The organism is Mycobacterium sp. 050272 (assembly GCF_039023525.1).
Lineage (GTDB): Bacteria > Actinomycetota > Actinomycetes > Mycobacteriales > Mycobacteriaceae > Mycobacterium.
Genome location: NZ_JBCHKV010000013.1, coordinates 142,716 through 157,967 on the forward strand (window position 1 = coordinate 142,716; position 15,252 = coordinate 157,967).

Annotated in this window: 13 protein-coding genes; 12 read left to right on the plus strand and 1 reads right to left on the minus strand. The window is 66.2% G+C overall.

Features of this window, described 5'->3' with window-relative positions:
* The first annotated feature begins 434 nt into the window (after positions 1 to 434).
* The 11 genes from AAHS21_RS22540 to AAHS21_RS22590 all read left to right on the plus strand — a co-directional run bounded on the left by AAHS21_RS22540 (position 435) and on the right by AAHS21_RS22590 (position 13,052).
* Positions 435 to 1,472 carry a helix-turn-helix transcriptional regulator gene (locus tag AAHS21_RS22540; protein WP_342929765.1) on the plus strand — a complete coding sequence of 346 codons (1,038 nt, stop codon included), beginning with the start codon at positions 435 to 437 and terminating at the stop codon, positions 1,470 to 1,472.
* A 342-nt stretch (positions 1,473 to 1,814) separates the two neighbouring features.
* Positions 1,815 to 2,465, plus strand: coding sequence for a Crp/Fnr family transcriptional regulator (locus tag AAHS21_RS22545; protein WP_342929766.1), 651 nt, complete (start codon positions 1,815 to 1,817; stop codon positions 2,463 to 2,465).
* Positions 2,458 to 3,483, plus strand: coding sequence for a nitronate monooxygenase (locus tag AAHS21_RS22550; RefSeq protein ID WP_342929767.1), 1,026 nt, complete (start codon positions 2,458 to 2,460; stop codon positions 3,481 to 3,483). Before AAHS21_RS22545 ends, AAHS21_RS22550 begins: the two co-directional genes overlap by 8 nt.
* Before the next feature lie 28 nt (positions 3,484 to 3,511).
* Entirely contained in the window at positions 3,512 to 4,144 is a 633-nt protein-coding gene (locus AAHS21_RS22555) for a ComF family protein (protein WP_342929768.1), read from the plus strand.
* Between the two features lie 331 nt (positions 4,145 to 4,475).
* The gene (raiA, locus tag AAHS21_RS22560) at positions 4,476 to 5,171 is read left to right on the plus strand and encodes a ribosome-associated translation inhibitor RaiA (protein WP_342929769.1); all 696 of its coding nucleotides are present in this window, start codon (positions 4,476 to 4,478) and stop codon (positions 5,169 to 5,171) included.
* An 82-nt stretch (positions 5,172 to 5,253) separates the two neighbouring features.
* Positions 5,254 to 8,103, plus strand: a complete 2,850-nt coding sequence (secA, locus tag AAHS21_RS22565; RefSeq protein ID WP_342929770.1) for a preprotein translocase subunit SecA — start codon at positions 5,254 to 5,256, stop codon at positions 8,101 to 8,103.
* A gap of 59 nt (positions 8,104 to 8,162) precedes the next feature.
* On the plus strand, positions 8,163 to 8,909 hold the full coding sequence (locus AAHS21_RS22570) for a hypothetical protein (protein ID WP_342929771.1): 747 nt from the start codon (positions 8,163 to 8,165) through the stop codon (positions 8,907 to 8,909).
* A gap of 33 nt (positions 8,910 to 8,942) precedes the next feature.
* The gene (locus AAHS21_RS22575; RefSeq protein WP_342929772.1) at positions 8,943 to 10,526 is read left to right on the plus strand and encodes an HD domain-containing phosphohydrolase; all 1,584 of its coding nucleotides are present in this window, start codon (positions 8,943 to 8,945) and stop codon (positions 10,524 to 10,526) included.
* Positions 10,527 to 10,573: 47 nt separating this feature from the next.
* Positions 10,574 to 11,329 (plus strand): methanethiol S-methyltransferase, encoded by a 756-nt coding sequence (gene mddA / locus AAHS21_RS22580; protein WP_342929773.1) that lies wholly within the window; start codon positions 10,574 to 10,576, stop codon positions 11,327 to 11,329.
* Between the two features lie 78 nt (positions 11,330 to 11,407).
* Positions 11,408 to 11,890: a cation:proton antiporter regulatory subunit gene (locus AAHS21_RS22585; protein WP_342929774.1), complete on the plus strand. Its 483-nt coding sequence runs from the start codon at positions 11,408 to 11,410 to the stop codon at positions 11,888 to 11,890.
* Between the two features lie 4 nt (positions 11,891 to 11,894).
* Positions 11,895 to 13,052 carry a cation:proton antiporter gene (locus tag AAHS21_RS22590; protein WP_342929775.1) on the plus strand — a complete coding sequence of 386 codons (1,158 nt, stop codon included), beginning with the start codon at positions 11,895 to 11,897 and terminating at the stop codon, positions 13,050 to 13,052.
* Positions 13,053 to 13,056: 4 nt separating this feature from the next.
* Here AAHS21_RS22590 and AAHS21_RS22595 read toward each other — a convergent pair whose 3' ends face one another.
* On the minus strand, positions 13,057 to 13,605 hold the full coding sequence (locus AAHS21_RS22595; RefSeq protein ID WP_342929776.1) for an Rv3235 family protein: 549 nt from the start codon (positions 13,603 to 13,605) through the stop codon (positions 13,057 to 13,059).
* A 192-nt stretch (positions 13,606 to 13,797) separates the two neighbouring features.
* Between AAHS21_RS22595 and AAHS21_RS22600 the strand changes: the two genes are divergently transcribed.
* Entirely contained in the window at positions 13,798 to 15,207 is a 1,410-nt protein-coding gene (locus AAHS21_RS22600) for a wax ester/triacylglycerol synthase family O-acyltransferase (protein WP_342929806.1), read from the plus strand.
* Positions 15,208 to 15,252 lie beyond the last annotated feature (45 nt).

Below are 15,252 nucleotides of genomic sequence, written 5' to 3' on the forward strand. Positions count from 1 at the left end.
TCGGCCGGGTCGTCGGGGATCATGCCCAAGTGCACGTCAGTTAGGCCGTTCAATGTTGTTGCCGCAAAAAATGTTTGGGTTCGCGATCACGATGCGTTGCGCTTGCAGATCGTCTCGGTGGCGACAGTGCACGATGTCACCATCCGGCCGAGCTCCTATCGTTGCAGGCTGATCATCTGAAAAGCACTGAACAGGAACAGATTCAGCGTGGATCATGAGCTCGCTTCCGATTTTGCCGACACGCTCGCTTGCCACGTTACCCATGCTTGACCGTGGGCATGCGTCCACAACGGGGCTAGCCTAAATGCGCACTGGTTTATCCGGATCGCGCACGGCCACCGGCACGGCATGGTGCGACGTCGGTCGACGACGATAGCTTGTTGGCACGCGGATGTGGAAGGGACATCAGTGGATTGGTGCGGGGAGGCGACCGAATGACGGAATCACCGACAGGGGAAGCTTCGGATGCGCATATCTGGAAGCCGGTAAAGAATTTCGACGACTTCACCGGCGTGTGCTGCGGCCGGCTCCACATGCAGCTGTTGACCGATCCCGACGGCTTCTCCATGTGTCATCGAGTGGGTCGCATCGGTGCGGCGACTATTTCCGAAATCGCGGTCGGATCCGAGATGTCGCTGGACGCCGGCGACCTGTGTGGGGCCTATCGAATCGTCGTGCTGCGCGCCGGGCGCGCCAGGGGCGAATACCGGGGTCTGGCGCCCTCGGGTGGGCCCAGTGCGCCGACTATCTACCCCCCGCAGGGTCACGCTGCGTGGAAGTGGAGGGCCGGAACCAGATTCATCTGCGTCAAACTCGATCGTTCGGCCGTCGACGATGCGCTCAGCGACGCACTCGGCTGGCAGGTGATGTCCCAGCCCGAATTCGCACCCGTCATGCCTATCGAGTCGGCCGCGACGCGAAGCTGGATCAACATGGTGGCGCTTTTCAAGGACCAGATTTTCCGGGCCGACAGCGTGCTCAATCAGCCGCTGGTCGGATTGCCGTTCGTCGACAGCCTGGTCCGCGGCTTCCTGCTTGCCGCCGACCATCCGCACCGCGAGACGCTTGCCAAAGAGGTGCGGCTGTTCGCGCCGCGGGCGATTCGTTCGGCGATCGAAATCATCGAAGAAGAAGCGCATTTGCCATTGACGCTGACCTCGATCGCCACCCGCACCCACATCAGCGTCCGCACGCTGCAGCAGGGATTCCAGCGCCACCTGGACACCTCGCCGATGGCCTATCTGCGCGAGGTCCGGCTGCGGCGCGCACACCATGCGCTGCTGAGGTCGGACCCGTCGCAGGTGACCGTTGCTTCGGTCGCCTACCGTTGGGGCTTCACCAATCTCGGCAGGTTCGCCGCCGCCCACTCCGCCCGCTACCGCGAGACGCCGACGGAGACCCTGCGCCGCAGGGCCTTTCAGCGCTTCGCCGCCGAGGAACGGGCCCACCTCCGAACGGCCCGGCGCTGTTAGGGCTCGCCTCGTTTCACCGACGGGACAGCGGAAGCTACGCAATCTGTCCAGCGGTCCGCGTCCAGTGGCTACTCCGGCTGCGTTGTCCTGCTTAGTGTTAACAGTATGAACGGCCCTCCTGCAATCGCCCTGACGCCCATCCTGCTGATGGTGGCGGTGTTGTGGTGGGAGACAACGAGCCCCGTCGTGCTGACGTTCACAAAGCACCGGCACGACGGAAAGGCGCCGGGCACAGCGACCTCAACTACCAGTGAGCACGCCATCGCACCGCGACGACCGGAGCATCAGGATGCACACCGGGCGCTGGTCACGTCCGGGATATTCAGCAGGACCAGTCCCGAAGTGGCCACGGCCTTGTGCGCGCAGCTGCATCTGCGGCGCTTCTCGCCCGGGCAGGTGATGGGTGCTCAAAGCGACTTCGGGGGATACGTTTATGTGATCGTCTCCGGAAAGGTCAAGGTCTCCTATCGGAGATCCGGCGGCGAAGAGTTCGTGCTCAAGATTTTAGGCCCATCGGAAATGTTCGGTGCCATAACACTTTTCGATCCAGATCCACAAGACATGAGTGTGACAACGCTCACCGAGGTTCTGGCGGTGCCGATTGCCCGCGATCGGCTCCTGACGTGGATGGTCGAGCGCCCGGAAGTGTGCGATCAGGTGCTGCGACTGTTCGCGCGGTGGGTGAAGGCGATGACTAACTCGCTGGTCGATTTCGGATTGGCGGATGCGCAGGGTCGCGTCGCGAACCGATTGTTATTGCTACGGCACCGATTTGGCCAACAGGACGGTGATGTCGTGCGCGTGGTGCACAACCTCACCGCCGACGACTTCTCGCGGCTTGCCGGCGTCGATCCGGAGACGATCGACGCGACGTTGCGTGGATTCGAGGCCAACGGCTGGATCCGTCTGGAAGGTGGCAGCATCGTCATTGTCGACGGATATGCCCTCAGTCAGGTGCGGCAGGTAAGTATGGGGGAGGTACGTGATGTTTGATCGATTTTCATTGGGGGATCTGACTGTTCGAGTGCTCGGCGCGCCGATGGCCGGCGGCCCGTCGACGCCGGCGCTGGCGGCGGCCGTATCCAACGGCGGCGGCCTGGGCTTTCTTGCCGGGGGCCTGTGCTCCGCCGACGAATTGGCCGACTCGATCCTTGCCGCACGCCGACTTAGCTCGGGTCCTCTGGGAGTGAATCTTTTTGTGCCACAGGCCAGGGTCGCCACCGTCGAGGAACTGGGCGCGTTCGCGGCGGCGCTGGCGGAGGAAGCCGAACACTACGGCGTGGCGCTGGGTGAACCGCGCGATGCCGATGACGAGTACGCGGCAAAGCTCGACGTGGTGTGCGATCTGCGACCGGAAGTGGTGTCCTTCACTTTCGGTCCGCCGAGCGACGCGGCGTGCATCCGACTCTGCGATGCCGGCATTCTCACCCTCGCCACCGTGACCACGGTACGAGAAGCATTGATCGCCAACAGCTTTGGCGTGAGTGCTCTGGTAGCCCAAGGGCCCGATGCCGGTGGGCATCGGGCCACGTTCGACCCGATCGCCGCGCCGGCCGCCGATCCTCTCGACGATCTGATCTCGGCCCTGGTCGCCTGTTTCGACTGCCCCGTCGTCGCGGCCGGCGGACTGGCGACTCCGGCCGCCGTGCGCCGGGCACAGGATGCCGGCGCCGCCGCGGTGCAGATCGGCACCGCTTTCTTGCTGGCCGACGAGGCCGGAACCAATCCCGTGCACCGTGCTGCCTTGCGCGATCCGCAGTTCACCCAAACCGTGGTGACGCGGGCGTTCACCGGGCGATATGCCCGCGCGTTGCGCAACGGATTCATCGACAGACACGACGCCCACTCCGTATTCGGGTTTCCCCAGGCCGCCATGATCACCGGCCCCATCCAGGCGGCCGCGGTGAAGCTGGGCGACCCGCACGGCGTCGGCATGTGGACGGGTGCGGGGTTCCGCGACGCGCGAACCGGTTCAGCCACCGACATCGTGCAAGAGCTGGCGGGCTGTTGATGTCACCCCTGCCGATGAGACTGGGGCCGTGCTTGATTTGATCCTGCCGCTGGAGTGCGGCGGCTGCCGGACCGCGTCGACCCGCTGGTGTGACGCGTGCGCCAGGGAGCTCGTCGTCAAGCCCGACGAACCGCACCTGATCAGCCCCCGCGTCGACCCGCAGGTACCGGTGTTTGCACTCGGGCGCTACGCCGGTGCCCGTCGCCAGGCGATTCTGGCGATGAAGGAGCAGGGCCGCCGCGATCTCGTCCCGCCGTTGGCCCAGGCGCTGGCGGTGGGTGTTCACCGGTTGCTGACCTGGGGCATCGTCGAGACCCCGTTGGCCGTCGTGCCCGCACCGACTCGGCGTGCGGCCGCTCGACGGCGCGGCGGCGACCCCGTCGCACGTCTGGCGCACGCCGCCGTGGCCCGGCATCCGGACGCCACCGTCGTCGCGGCGTTGCGGATGAATGCGCTGACCCGCGACTCGGTCGGTCTCGGCACGGCCGAGCGCGAGCGCAACGTCGCCGGCCGGGTCCTGCTACGAGGCCGGCCGCCGCGCACCGAGGTGCTACTGGTCGACGACATCGTCACCACCGGCGCGACCGCGGGTGAGTCGGTCCGGGTCTTGTCGGCGGCCGGGGTGCGGGTGGCGGCGGTGCTGGCGATCGCAGTCGCCTGAAGCGGCGAATCTCGGCGTAAACCAGTGAAATTGCCAAGAAGACGTGAAGAACTCGCTACGGGTTCATCAAATCGGTGGCACGGCGAGGCGAACACGAGCTAACGTCGAGAACAACCTTCAACAACTCTTCGGGACTTACCGGGCCCGACTCACCGGTTGCGAATTCCCAGCTTGAGACGGCACGTGCGGAGGGGGTGAGTATTCGACACCTTGCGACGGCGGGCTGCCTGCGGCGGTGACTTTCGCACACCGTTTCCACCCCGTCGAAGCTTCTTCTAGAAAGCCGGCACGCAGGGCGCGTGGACGTGAAGAGAGAAATGAGTTGTCACGTATGTCAAGGCTCACCGTGGATTCCACTCAGCTTCTGGACGAACCACCGGTACGGATCGACGCGCAGGAACCGACGACCACTGCCGAGGTGGTGTTCAAGGGGCGCAATGTCGAGATTCCCGATCACTTCCGTGTCTACGTCTCGCAGAAACTCGCCCGCCTCGAACGATTCGACAAGACCATCTACCTCTTCGACGTCGAGCTCAAGCACGAACGCAACCGTCGCCAACGTAAGTCCTGTCAGCGCGTGGAGATCACCGCGCGGGGCCGTGGGCCGGTAGTCCGCGGTGAGGCTTGTGCCGACAGCTTCTATTCCGCGCTCGAGTCCGCGGTGGTCCGGCTGGAAAGCCGGCTGCGCCGCGGCAAGGACCGCCGCAAGGTGCACTACGGCGAAAAGACCCCGGTTTCGCTGGCCGAGGCCACCGCGGTGGCCCCGCCGGAGAGCACCTTCCGCAACAACAATGCGCCCGCCCAGCCGCATCAACACGACACCGGCGACGAGGATCGCGACCATCAGCCGGGTCGCGTGGTGCGTACCAAGGAACACGAGGCCACGCCAATGTCGGTCGACGACGCGCTCTACGAGATGGAGCTCGTCGGACACGACTTCTTCTTGTTCTACGACAAGCAGACCGAGCGGCCGTCGGTCGTCTATCGCCGTCACGCCTATGACTACGGACTGATCAGGCTCTCCTGAGGATCGGCGGCCATCAGCAGGTCGTCACCTACGATGGGAGTCGCCTTACTAACGAAGACTCCTACCCACAGGGGACCTAGCTGTGCTGTCGAAGCTGCTGCGCCTTGGTGAAGGTCGCATGGTCAAGCGTCTCAAGCGCGTGGCCGACTATGTCAACACGTTGTCTGACGACGTCGAGAAACTCACCGATGCGGAGCTGAGGGCCAAGACCGACGAGTTCCGTAAGCGGCTCGATGACGGCGAGACCCTCGATGAGCTGCTGCCCGAGGCCTTCGCGGTGGCCCGCGAGGCCGCCTGGCGGGTGCTGGATCAGCGTCCGTTCGACGTGCAGGTGATGGGCGCCGCCGCGCTGCACCTGGGCAATGTCGCGGAGATGAAAACCGGTGAAGGCAAGACGCTGACCTGTGTGTTGCCGGCCTACCTCAACGCGCTGGCCGGCAACGGCGTGCACATCGTCACCGTCAACGACTACCTGGCCAAACGCGACAGTGAGTGGATGGGCCGGGTGCACCGCTTCCTCGGCCTTCAGGTCGGGGTGATCCTGGCCAACATGACCCCCGACGAGCGCCGGGTGGCGTATGCCGCCGACATCACCTACGGCACCAACAACGAGTTCGGCTTCGACTACCTGCGCGACAATATGGCGCACTCGGTGGACGACATGGTGCAGCGCGGACACACCTTCGCGATCGTCGACGAGGTGGACTCCATCCTGATCGACGAGGCCCGCACGCCGTTGATCATTTCCGGGCCCGCCGACGGTGCCTCCAACTGGTACCTCGAGTTCGCCCGGTTGGCCCCGCTGATGGAAAAGGACACCCATTACGAGGTGGACCTGCGCAAGCGGACCGTCGGTGTGCACGAACTCGGGGTGGAGTTCGTCGAGGACCAGCTGGGCATCGACAACCTCTACGAGGCCGCGAACTCGCCGCTGGTCAGCTACCTGAACAACGCACTGAAGGCCAAGGAGCTGTTCAACCGCGACAAGGACTACATCGTCCGCGACGGCGAGGTCCTGATCGTCGACGAATTCACCGGGCGTGTGCTGATCGGTCGTCGCTACAACGAAGGCATGCACCAAGCCATCGAGGCCAAGGAGCACGTCGAGATCAAGGCCGAGAATCAGACGCTCGCCACGATCACGCTGCAGAACTACTTCCGGCTCTACGACAAGCTGGCCGGCATGACCGGTACCGCCCAGACCGAGGCGGCCGAGCTGCACGAGATCTACAAGCTCGGCGTCGTCCCGATTCCGACCAACAAGCCGATGGTCCGAACCGACCAGTCCGACCTGATCTACAAAACCGAAGAGGCCAAGTACATCGCGGTCGTCGACGACGTCTCCGAGCGCTACGAGAAGGGCCAGCCGGTTCTGATCGGTACCACCAGCGTCGAGCGCTCGGAGTACCTGTCGCGGCAGTTCGCCAAGCGCCGCATCCCGCACAACGTGCTCAACGCGAAGTTTCACGAGCAGGAAGCCGGCATCATCGCGGTGGCCGGTCGCCGCGGCGGCATCACCGTGGCCACCAACATGGCCGGTCGCGGTACCGACATCGTGCTGGGCGGCAACGTCGACTTCCTTACCGACCAGCGGCTGCGCGCCCGGGGTCTGGACCCGGTGGAGACGCCCGACGAGTACGAGGCGGCCTGGCACGAGGAACTGCCCAAGGTCAAAGAAGAAGCCAGTGCCGAGGCCGAGGAAGTGATCGAGGCCGGCGGACTGTACGTGCTGGGCACCGAACGCCACGAGTCGCGCCGCATCGACAACCAGCTGCGCGGTCGCTCCGGACGGCAGGGCGACCCGGGTGAGTCGCGCTTCTACCTGTCACTGGGTGACGAGTTGATGCGCCGGTTCAATGGCGCCGCGCTCGAGGCGATGCTCAACCGGCTGAACCTGCCCGACGATGTGCCGATCGAGGCCAAGATGGTCACCCGCGCTATCAAGAGCGCCCAGACTCAGGTCGAGCAGCAGAACTTTGAGGTCCGCAAGAACGTCCTGAAGTACGACGAGGTGATGAACCAGCAGCGCAAGGTGATCTACGCCGAGCGCAAGCGCATTCTCGAGGGCGAGAACCTGCAGGAGCAGGCGTTCGAGATGGTCCGCGATGTCATTACCGCCTACGTGGACGGCGCGACAACCGAAGGCTATGCCGAGGATTGGGACCTTGACGCGTTGTGGTCGGCGCTCAAGACGCTGTATCCGGTCGGGATCGAGCACGAATCGCTCACCCGTCGCGACGCGGACTCCGAGCACGACGATCTCACCCGCGAGGAGCTGCTCGAGGCGCTCGTCAAAGACGCCGAACGGGCTTATGCCGCAAGAGAAGCCGAGCTGGAAGAGATCGCCGGCGACGCAGCGATGCGACAGCTGGAGCGCAACGTGTTGCTCAACGTGATCGACCGCAAGTGGCGTGAGCACCTCTACGAGATGGACTATCTCAAGGAGGGCATCGGGCTGCGGGCGATGGCGCAGCGCGATCCGCTGGTCGAGTACCAGCGCGAGGGCTACGACATGTTCATGGCGATGCTGGACGGCATGAAAGAGGAGTCGGTCGGCTTCTTGTTCAACGTCAGCGTCGAAGCGGTTCCCGCTCCGCAGGTCGCGCCGGTGGAAACGCCGGAAGGCCTGGCGGAGTTCGCGACTGCCGCCGCGGCCACCGAACAGCAGCAGGGCGAACCCGCCGCCGCGCCCGCCGCGGTGCGCGAGCCGGCGCCAAGCACCTTGCGCGCCAAGGGTATTGATACCGAGGCGCCCGCTCTGACCTATTCCGGCCCGGCAGAAGACGGTTCGGCCGAAGTGCAGCGCAACGGCGGTGGCGCGCAGAAGACTCCGGCCGGCGTGCCCGCCGGGGCCAGCAGGCGCGAGCGCCGCGCGGCTGCCCGTCAGCAGGGCCGGGGCGCCAAGCCGCCGAAGTCGGTCAAGAAGCGCTAGACGCGATTTGAGGCATAAGCCTCATGCGCGGGCCTCGCGGTGCCGCGCAGCATCGGTGCATGAGTACGTTGCACACTCCCGCCGACGCTGCTTCGGCCGTCCTGCACAACGCCACGCTGCCCCCCGGCGACGACGAAAGATTCGCCGGTTTCGGGGTTTTGGGGCTTCCCTTCGCCAGCGGACATTACCTCGCGCTGCGTTGCATACCCACGTCGTCGTTCGCGCCGGCCTACCGGTCGGTGTGGCATCGCGACGCCGCGGGAGTATGGACGTTTTACGCGACAAGCTCCGGCGAACTCAGCTGCTCCCGCTTCTTCAGCTCGGCCACACCGAATGATGCGGTGCAGTGCGAAATCGACGTCGCCTGGGTGACGCCGTGGTCGCTCTACATCCGGATTGCCGGCTTGCTCGAGTGGCAGCTCGATTTCGGGACCAGCGCGTCGACCCGGCTGATGAGCGCGATCGCCCCGCGTTTGCCCGCATGGGCGTGGACCAGCCAACGGGCCCTCGGCGCTCTCGGGCGAGTCGCCGGACCGCTGATGGGCACCGGACGGGTGCGGCTATCCGGCAACGCGCCGAACGGCCAGCGATTCATGATCGCTCCCAAGCGATTCTGGGCCGTCCGCGAGTCGCGCGCGGTATGGCGCGGCGAGGACCTCGGCGTGGTGACCCCGTTGCCGCGGCAGGCCCGCTTGGCCGACTTCTGGGGTCCGCAGCGTGGGCTGTTCGTAACCGGGGGCGGCCGCCTGGAGGCGTTCGACCCGACTCGTCACCGCGCCGTGCAGCGCACTATTTCGATTTGCTGAAACTTGCACGTGACCGAAGGGGACAATGGGCCGATGGCGTCGCACCCAGCCGAGCCGGCGCCGGCGGGCGAGGCGCCCAGCCGGGCCGAATTGCTCGCGGCGCTATCCGTGGCGATCGACCTCGGGTTGGGACAGCCCGCCGAGCACATGCTGCGTGCGGCAATGATCGCGACCCGGCTCGCGGATCGACTGGGATTGACCGACGCGCAACGGGATTGCGTTTACTACACGACACTTGTGATGTGGATCGGATGTCACGCCGATTCCCATGAATACGCGCGCTGGTTCGGCGATGACATTGCGGTACGGCATGACTCGTATCTGGTCGACTGGTCAGGCCTACCGTATTGGCGTTTCCTGCTGGGCAACATCGGTCGCGGTCAGCCGTTGACGCAGCGCCTGACCATCATGGCAACCCTGTTCGCCAATGCGCGCGGTCAGTTATCCCGGCTCATTCACTCGCACTGCACCTCCGCGGCGCTGCTGGCGGATCGCATCGGCCTGGGCCCCGGTGTTCAGGCATCGCTCGCATTCGCTTTCGAGCGCTACGACGGCGGCGGCCTGCCCGCCGGCGCACACGGCGACGAGATTCCGGTCCAGATGCGCGTCGCCCAGCTCGCCGAGATGGTCGAGGTGCACCACCGCACCTACGGTGTCGAGGGCGCCGTGGCGATGGCTCGCGGTCGCCGCGGTGGCCAGTTCGACCCGAAGGTCGTCGACACGTTCATCCACAATGCCGACGCGATCCTGGCCGGCCCGGCCCCCGGCGATGCATGGGCCGCGGCGGTGCGTGAGGCCCCCGATCGTCACCAACGGCTCGACGACAACGGGCTGGACGCACTACTTGTCGCGTTCGGCGACTTCGTCGACCTCAAATGTCCATTCACGCTTGGACATTCGCGTGCGGTGGCCGGACTCGCCGGCGATGCGGCAACAGCGGCCGGCGTCGACGCCGGCTCGGCGGCCCTGACGCGACGTGCGGGCCATGTTCACGACCTGGGCCGCATCGGTGTGTCGAATCAAATCTGGTCCAAGCCAGGGTCTTTGACCGCGGGCGAATTCGAGCGGGTGCGACTGCATCCCTATCTCACCGCACGGATCCTCAACCAGGTTCGCGGCCTGGGGCGGCTGGCCGAGGTCGCCGGAAACCACCATGAATGTCTGAACGGATCGGGATATCCACGCGGACTTGCCGGTACCGCGCTAAGCCTGCCCGACCGTATTCTGGCAGCGGCGGTCAGTTACCAATCCGCTTGTGAGCCAAGACCATACCGCGACGAGCTGTCGCCGGGCGCGGCGAGTCGGCGGATGCACGAGCGGGTGAGCGCCGGTGAGCTCGACCCCGTCGCGGTCGAAGCGGTGCTGCATGCTGCGGGCCGCCCCACCCAACGGCCCAAGCCGCGTCCGGACGGTCTCACCCCGCGCGAGATCGAGGTGCTTCGCCTGGTCGCTCTCGGCGCGTCGAACAAGGAGATCGCGGCGGCGTTGGTGATCACCGAGAAGACCGCCCGCAATCATGTGGAGCGAACGTACGCGAAGATCGGCGTCTCAAATCGCATCGGCGCCAGCATGTATGCCCTGCAACAGGGATTGTCCGCACCGGCCGCCCAAAATTGAGGCAATCGCCCCATTCCCTCGCCCGGATTTCGGCGGACAATCTATACATGAGTCGATATTTGACAATCTGTTACGGCGCAGTGGCTTATCTGCTGTTCCTGGTGTCGTTCACGTACGCGATCGGATTCGTCGGCAACATCCTGGTGCCCCGCAGCGTCGACCATGCGCTCTCGGCCCCGGTCGGCCTGGCGGTGCTGATTGACGTAGTCCTGCTCGGTGTTTTCGCAATTCAGCACAGCGTGATGGCCAGACCCGCGTTCAAGAGATGGTGGATCCGATTTGTGCCCAGGTCGATCGAACGCAGCACCTACGTGATCCTGGCGAGTGCCGCGCTGTTACTGCTCTACTGGCAGTGGCGCACGCTGCCCGACGTCGTGTGGGACGTGAGTCTGCCGGCGGCACGGGTGGTTTTGTGGGCGTTGTTCTGGTTCGGCTGGGCGACGGTGTTCTTCTCGTCCTTCATGGTCAGCCACTTCGACCTGTTCGGCCTGCGGCAGGTGTATCTGGCCTGGCGCGGAAAACCGTACCGCGAATTGGACTTTCGTGTTCGGTACCTGTACCGGCTGGTGCGTCACCCGCTGATGCTGGGTTTCCTGATCGCATTCTGGGCGACTCCCACGATGACGTTCGGGCACCTGCTGTTCAGCGGCGCCACCACGGGTTACATCCTGATCGCCCTGCGGCTGGAGGAACACGACCTGGTCGAGTCGCTGGGCGAACCGTACCGTGCCTACCGCCGCGAGGTGCCGGCGCTGGTGCCGGGGGCCCGGCGGCACCCGCACGCGGCGGCCGGCCAGCACTAGCCCTGCTGAATATGAACTCCGCCTGTATCGCGGCAAACCGTGCGGGATCAAGCCGCGGATTCCCGGTATGTTGCCGATATGGATGTCAAGGAGGTGTTGCTGCCCGGCGTCGGTCTGCGATACGAGTTCGTCAGCCATAAGGGCGACCGGATCGGCATCATCGCGCGGCGCGGCGGCGACTTCGACGTCGTCCTGTACGGCTCCGACGATCCGGACCAGGCCCGGCCGGTGTTTCACCTCACCGACGAAGAGGCCGACACCGTGGCCCTGATTCTGGGCGCGCCCCGCATTGCCGAGCGGTTCACCGAGCTCACCCGCGAAGTGCCCGGGCTGGAGGCGGGTCAGGTCCATATCGAGCCGGGCAGCCCGTTCGTCGACAAACCGCTGGGCGACACCCATGCTCGCACCCGCACCGGTGCGTCGATTGTCGCCATCGTGCGCGACGAGGATGTACTCGCCTCGCCGGGTCCGGCCGAAATGCTGCGGGAGCGAGACGTTTTGATCGTCATCGGCACCGAAGAGGGTATCGCCGCCGTCGAGCACATCGTCGACAAGGGCTGAGCCAGTGCAGGTTTCGGGGGCGCTGCTGTTTCAGCTAGGCGCCCTCCTCGCCGCGCTCGCGGTGTTGGGGGCCATCTCGCGGCGGTTCGCGCTGTCGCCGATCCCGGTCTATTTGATGGCGGGTCTGTCGCTGGGCAAAGGTGGCATCTGGCCGGTGGCCGCCGCCGGTGAGTTCATCATGACGGGTGCGCCCATCGGCGTCGTCCTGTTGCTGCTCACCCTCGGACTGGAGTTTTCCGCGACGGAATTCGCCGCCAGCCTGCGTCACCACCTGCCCTCGGCCGGGGTCGACGCGGTCCTCAACGCCACCCCGGGAGCGGTGGCGGGGTGGCTGTTGGGGCTTGACGGCATCGCGATCCTGGCGCTGGCCGGCGTCACCTATATCTCGTCCTCCGGTGTGATCGCGCGCCTGCTGGAGGACCTGCACCGGCTTGGTAACCGCGAAACGCCGGCCGTGCTGTCGGTGCTGGTGCTCGAGGACTTCGCGATGGCCGCCTACCTGCCGCTGTTCGCGGTGCTGGCGTCCGGCGGTACCGGACTGGAGGCGGTCGCGGGGATGGCCGTCGCGATCGGTGCGCTCTTCGTGGCGTTCTTCGCGTCCTATTACTGGGGCCATCACGTGGGCCGGCTGGTGGCCAATGCCGACTCCGAGCAGCTGTTGCTGCGGGTGCTGGGTGCGACGCTGATGGTGGCGGCGCTGGCCGAATCGCTGCACGCCTCGGCGGCCGTCGGCGCTTTCCTGGTCGGGCTCACCCTGACCGGTGACACCGCGAAACGGGCGCGCAAGGTGCTGGGACCGTTGCGCGACCTTTTCGCCGCGATCTTCTTCGTGGCGATCGGTCTGCAGGTGGACCCGCACGAGCTGGTTCCGGTGCTGCCGGTCGCGCTGGCGCTGGCCGCCGTCACCGCGGCCACCAAGGTGGCCACCGGGATCTTCGCCGCCCGGCGCGACGGCGTGGCGCGGCGCGGGCAGTTGCGCGCCGGCACCGCACTGGTCGCGCGGGGCGAGTTCTCGCTGATCATCATCGGCTTGGTCGGCGCGGCGATCCCGACGGTGGCCGCGCTGGCGACGGCGTATGTATTCGTGATGGCGATCCTGGGTCCGGTGCTGGCCCGGTTCTCGGGCGGCCCGTCGCGCCAGGGGGCCGGATCGCCGGCCTAGCCGATCAACCGAGGTGTAGGGCCACCACCTGCCACCGGATTCCGGTGCTGGTGGGCAGCATCTGGACCCGAGCGGCGATGGCGTGGATGCGGTCGCCGCGGCTGTAGGAGCCGAACACCTCGGCGGCGGTCTCCGCATCCCGGTGCCTGACCGGCTGCAGCCGCATCCGGCGCAGCACCGCGGCGCCCTGGCGCGCGCCGCGCGACTGGCTCACCGACAGCACGGAGTCGACGAGGCCGGGCACCAGCAGCGGCTGAAGCTGGGTGACCGGCCGCCGGTGATCGATGACCTCCAGCACCCGGCGCAGCGCCGCATCGGCGAAGGCCGCCGCCTGACGCATGGTCGCCGACCAGACCGGAGCCGTCGGCTCGGGTTGCCTGACCGGCCGCCCGCTGTACGGCCGGTGCGGCCCGCCGCCGCTTCGGCGTGCTACGGCCGGCTGTCGGCAGCCGGTGACGTTGCGCGGCACCTCCCGCGGCGGCGGTTCGTACTCGACGACCGGCACGACGGCGAAATCGTCACGGTGAGCGGGGTTTACGGAGCTGATGGTCAACGCGCACTCTCCAAGTCAACGGTGAACGAGCGGCCTGCAGGAGAGTGACAGACAATTGGTCTTTCAATTGCCGGCCATCATCGCACAATTCGACATCGCGCGTACCCGCGCCGTGTTGCGCCCTGGCGGACGATTACGGTGAGCGGGAACATCGGGGAACCCGAAGGATTGACCAAGGAGGCCAGGGCCGCAATGGTGACCCGGTTGTCCACAGCGGACACATCCTTCTATCGGCTCGAAAACACCGCCACCCCGATGTACGTCGGATCGCTGTCGATCCTGCAACGCCCGCGCAACGGACTGAGCTACGAGACGCTGCTCGCCGCCGTCGAACAGCGGTTGCCGCAAATACCCCGCTATCGGCAGAAGGTGCGCGAAGTGGGGGTCGGTATGGCCCGGCCGGTGTGGATCGACGACGCCGATTTCGACATCACCTACCACGTGCGGCGATCGGCGTTACCGTCGCCGGGCAGCGATGAGCAGCTGCACGAGCTGATCGCCCGGCTGGCGGCACGTCCGCTCGACAAGACGCGGCCGTTATGGGAGATGTACCTGGTTGAAGGCCTGGCCAAGAATCGGGTCGCGCTTTACACCAAGTCGCACCAGGCGCTGATCAATGGGATGTCCGCGCTGGAGATCGGTCACGTGATCGCCGATCGGACCCGGCATCCGGCGCCGTTCCCCGAGGACATCTGGGTCCCGGAACGCGAGCCCGGCTCGACGCGGCTGCTGCTGGGCGCGCTCACCGACTGGCTGGTGGGCCCGGGCACGCAGCTGCAGGCCGTCGGCTCCGCGATGGCCGGGGCGGCGACGAACTACGGCGAGCTGCTCAACGTGGGTCGCCGGGTCTTCGACATCGCGCGCACCGTCGCGCGCGGCACCGCGCCCAGTAGCCCGCTCAACGCCCCCGTTTCGCGTCATCGGCGGTTCACTGTCGCCCGCGGAAGCCTCGAGGACTACCGGACGGTGCGCGCCCGCTATGACTGCGACATCAACGATGTGGTGCTGGCCGTGGTGACCGGCGCGCTGGGCAACTGGCTGATGTCACGCGGGATGGCCGTGTCGTCGGGCGCCACCATCCGCGCGATGGCACCGCTTTCGGTGTATGCCGAGGACCAGCACGACTCGACGGGCCCCGGCCAGATGATCAGTCAGGTCTCCCCGTTCCTGGTCGACCTGCCGGTGGGCGAGGGCAATGCGGTGGTGCGGCTGTCGCAGATCGCGCACGCCACCGAATCCAATCCGTCGGCCGCCCGGCTGGTCGACGCCCGGACCATCGTCACGTTGTCCGGATTCGCGCCACCGACCCTGCACGCGATGGGCATCCGGGTGGCTACCAGCTTCTCGGCGCGGCTGTTCAACTTGCTGATCACCAATGCCCCCGGCGCCCAGTCGCAGATGTATATCGCCGGCACCAAACTGCTGGAGACCTACGCGGTGCCGCCGCTGCTGCACAATCAGGCGCTGGCCATCGGTGTGACGTCGTACAACGGGACGCTGTATTTCGGAATCAACGCCGACCGCGAGGCGATGAGCGATGTCGACCTGCTGCCGGCGCTGTTGAAGCAATCACTCGAGGAACTACTCGACGCTTCCCGCTAGGTGTTAGCGGTGAAAATCGGTATGCGTGCATCTACCATTCGTTGA

What these genes read in the sequence shown, in the direction of transcription:
- AAHS21_RS22540 (WP_342929765.1), top strand. Translation starts at nt 435, where the DNA reads ATGACGGAATCACCGACAGGGGAAGCTTCGGATGCGCATATCTGGAAG.
- AAHS21_RS22550 (WP_342929767.1), top strand. Translation starts at nt 2,458, where the DNA reads ATGTTTGATCGATTTTCATTGGGGGATCTGACTGTTCGAGTGCTCGGC.
- raiA (WP_342929769.1), top strand. Translation starts at nt 4,476, where the DNA reads ATGTCAAGGCTCACCGTGGATTCCACTCAGCTTCTGGACGAACCACCG.
- AAHS21_RS22570 (WP_342929771.1), top strand. Translation starts at nt 8,163, where the DNA reads ATGAGTACGTTGCACACTCCCGCCGACGCTGCTTCGGCCGTCCTGCAC.
- AAHS21_RS22575 (WP_342929772.1), top strand. Translation starts at nt 8,943, where the DNA reads ATGGCGTCGCACCCAGCCGAGCCGGCGCCGGCGGGCGAGGCGCCCAGC.
- mddA (WP_342929773.1), top strand. Translation starts at nt 10,574, where the DNA reads ATGAGTCGATATTTGACAATCTGTTACGGCGCAGTGGCTTATCTGCTG.
- AAHS21_RS22585 (WP_342929774.1), top strand. Translation starts at nt 11,408, where the DNA reads ATGGATGTCAAGGAGGTGTTGCTGCCCGGCGTCGGTCTGCGATACGAG.
- AAHS21_RS22600 (WP_342929806.1), top strand. Translation starts at nt 13,798, where the DNA reads ATGGTGACCCGGTTGTCCACAGCGGACACATCCTTCTATCGGCTCGAA.